This window comes from Rhodococcus sp. ENV425 (genome assembly GCF_002887785.1).
GTDB lineage: Bacteria > Actinomycetota > Actinomycetes > Mycobacteriales > Mycobacteriaceae > Rhodococcus > Rhodococcus aetherivorans.
Genome location: NZ_PCZU01000211.1, coordinates 8,252 through 11,385, shown reverse-complemented (window position 1 = coordinate 11,385; position 3,134 = coordinate 8,252). Strand labels below are relative to the sequence as shown.

The following is a 3,134-nucleotide window of genomic DNA, read 5'->3' as shown; positions in this document are numbered from 1 at the left end:
TGGGCGGTACGTACCGACTCGGGACGCACCGTCACCGCGCGCACCGTGATCGCCGGCTGCCACGTGCTGACCACGTTCGATCTGCTCGAACGCGGCGGATTCGACCGCGCCCGCCTGAACGCATGGCGGCGCCGGATCCGCGTCGGCCCCGGCATCGGCATGGTGCTGCGCCTGGCGACCGACGCGCTGCCGCGGTACCCCAGCGGTCCCGCCGACGAGTCCGACGCCGTGCGGGGCCTGCAACTGCTCGTCGAGGACCGCGCCCGGCTCCGGCTCGCGCACGGCGCGGCACTGGCGGGGGAACTACCGCCGCGGCCAGCCGTGCTGGCCATGAGTTTCACGGCGATCGATCCGTCGATCGCACCGCCCGGCGAACACCAGGTGACCCTGTGGTCGCAGTGGCACCCGTACCGGCTCTCCGGTGGCCGGCGGTGGCCCGCACTGGCCGAGTCGGAGGCGGATCGGATCGTCGCCGAGATAGAGCGCTTCGCCCCCGGCTTCGCCGGTTCCGTCCGGCACCGGCACATCCAGACCCCGCACGAGATCGAACGCGAACTGGGCCTGATCGGCGGCAACGTCATGCATGTGGAGATGTCGCTGGACCAGATGTTCATGTGGCGGCCGCTGCCGGAGCTGTCCGGGCACCGGGTGCCGGGTGCCGACGGGCTCTATCTGACCGGCGCGTCCACCCATCCCGGGGGCGGGGTCTCCGGCGCGAGCGGGCGCAATGCCGCGCAGCGCGCGCTCGCCGACGCCGGGGGTGGCCCCCTGCGCCGGGTGCTGGGGCGGTGGCGGCGATGAATCGCCTGCCCGCCGTTCTCGCCGGCGGCGCGATCGCCGCGCAGATCGCCTATCCGCTGACCACCGGCCAGGCCCGCGACGTCGTCACCGTCGCGGTGGTCACCCTCCTCGCGGCCGCCGGGCTCGCGCACGCTGCGGCGCGGCGCGGCCTCGCCTGGACCGCCGGGTTCTTCGTGATCACGGCGGGTGTCGGCTTCGCCTCCGAGGTCGTGGGGACCGCCACCGGATACCCGTACGGCTGCTACGCGTACGCCACCGACCGGCTGGGTCCCGCCCTGTTCGACGTGCCCCTCGTGGTGCCGCTCGCCTGGACCGCGGGGATGTACCCGGTCTGGTACGTGGCCTCGCTGCTCGCCCGCGGCGGGATGCCGTGGCCGGGCGGGAACCGCGAGCGGGTGACCCGTATCGCGCTCACCACGGTGGGGATGGTCGGCTGGGACCTGTACCTCGACCCACAGATGGTGTCCGACGGACAGTGGAGCTGGTGCAACGGCGGCGGCCTGCCGGGCATCGAGCAGATCCCACTCACCAATTATCTCGGCTGGGTCCTCGTCGCCACGCTGATGGCGGTGGGGCTGGACCTGCTCGACCGGACCGGCCGGGTACACCCGGGCAACGACACCGTGCCGCTGGTGCTGTTCCTGTGGACGTGGCTCGGGTCTGCGCTCGCCCACGGCGTGCTCCTGAGCGCCCCGGAGCTGCGGTACTCGGCCGTCTACGGCTTCGCGGTCATGAGCGTGCTCGGCGTCCCGCTGCTGTGGTCGCTGCGGCGACGCGCCGGGGCAGGGGCTCGCGTCTGACACGTCCCCGCGCTCCTGGCACGATGGCGCTGTGCGCCTGCCCACCTCGCCCCGCTCCCGCCGACGGACCCTCTCGGCGGCGCTCCTGCTCCTGCTCGTCCCCGTGCTCGCCGGCTGCCTGCGGGTGCAGGCGACGATGGGGGTCTCGGCCGACGACCGCGTCTCCGGCCAGATCGTCGCCGCGACCATTCCCGCCGACGAGAACGACAAGGGACCGCAGCTGGTGGCCCCGGACTCGCTCGCCGACCGGGTCCGCGTGCAGGAGTACGACCAGGACGGGTACGTCGGCAGCCAGGTGTTCTTCAGCGATCTGAGCTTCGGCGACGTCCAACAGCTCGGGTCGATGTCCGACCAGACCTCGGGCACCTTCCAGCTCGCGCTGCAGCGCGCCGGAGACCTGGTGAGCGTCAACGGCAAGGTCGATCTCGAGTCGGTGCCCGTGCAGGGCACCGACGTCCAGATCACGATCGCGTTCCCGGCGCGGGTGGCCACGACCAACGGCACCCGTGAATCCGACTCGATCGTCACGTGGAAGCTGCCGGCCGGTGAGGTGAGCACGTTGCGCGCCGAGGTCCGCTACGCCGACCCGAACACCCGGGGATTCGCCGGCTGGGCGGGTATCGTCGCCGGCGTCACGACAGGCGTCGCCGCGATCATCGGGGTCCTCGCCTGGATGAACCGCAACCCCGCTCCCCCGCGGCAGCGCACACGCGGCGACGCGACGGCGTCCTAGGGCGATGCGGGCGCTGGTCGGGGTCGTCCGCGCCGGGGCGGCCGCCGCGACGCTGGGAGCTGCCGTCGCCGTCGTCAATCGCCTCACCCTGCCCCGGCTCGTCCCGGGTGGTGTGGTCGACGAAGCGGTGACCGTGATCGTTCCGGCCCGCAACGAGGCCCGGCGCCTGCCGGATCTCGTCGCGGATCTGCGGGCCCAGCGGGGTCTGCGCCGGCTACGGGTGGTGATCTTCGACGACGACTCGGCCGACGGCACCGCCGAGGCGGCCCGGCTGGCGGCCGGGGACGATCCCCACGTCACGGTGATCCGCTCGACCGCGCCGCCGCCGCCCGGCTGGACGGGCAAGGCCGCGGCGTGCGCCCGCGCGTACGCGGCCACCGATCCGTCCGGCGTGGTCGTCTTCGTCGACGCGGACGTGCGGTTGGAGCCGGGCGCGGTGGCGGCAGCGGTGACGCTGCTGCGGGACCGGCGGGCCGACCTGCTCACCCCGTGGCCCTTCCAGCGGGCCGGCTCCGCCGCCGAACAGCTCGTGCAGCCGCTGCTGTTCTGGTCCTGGTTCGCGACGCTGCCGGTCGCGGTGTCCCACCGCTCGCGCCGGCCGTCGACCGCGGTCTCGTGCGGCCAGTTCCTGGTGTTCGACGCGCCGGCGTATGCCGCTGTCGGCGGGCACGTCGCGGTCGCGTCCAGTCCCACCGAGGACCTCGACCTCGCCCGGGCACTGCGCCGGGCCGGCCGGCGCACGATGGTGGCTGCGGCCGGCGACGTCGCGTCCTGCCGGATGTACGAGGGCGCTGCGCCGC

4 protein-coding genes are annotated in these 3,134 nt (G+C 73.9%); all 4 read left to right on the top strand.

Annotated elements, in window-relative coordinates:
* A partial coding sequence (locus CQZ88_RS17730) for an NAD(P)/FAD-dependent oxidoreductase (protein ID WP_146034326.1) occupies positions 1 to 801 on the top strand: 801 nt, incomplete at its 5' end.
* Positions 798 to 1,601: a carotenoid biosynthesis protein gene (locus CQZ88_RS17725; protein WP_006933385.1), complete on the top strand. Its 804-nt coding sequence runs from the start codon at positions 798 to 800 to the stop codon at positions 1,599 to 1,601. The genes CQZ88_RS17730 and CQZ88_RS17725, both read left to right, overlap by 4 nt.
* Before the next feature lie 31 nt (positions 1,602 to 1,632).
* The gene (locus tag CQZ88_RS17720) at positions 1,633 to 2,334 is read left to right on the top strand and encodes a DUF3153 domain-containing protein (protein WP_006933384.1); all 702 of its coding nucleotides are present in this window, start codon (positions 1,633 to 1,635) and stop codon (positions 2,332 to 2,334) included.
* Between the two features lie 4 nt (positions 2,335 to 2,338).
* A partial coding sequence (locus CQZ88_RS17715; RefSeq protein ID WP_102800105.1) for a glycosyltransferase family A protein occupies positions 2,339 to 3,134 on the top strand: 796 nt, incomplete at its 3' end.

What these genes read in the sequence shown, in the direction of transcription:
- CQZ88_RS17725 (WP_006933385.1), top strand. Translation starts at nt 798, where the DNA reads ATGAATCGCCTGCCCGCCGTTCTCGCCGGCGGCGCGATCGCCGCGCAG.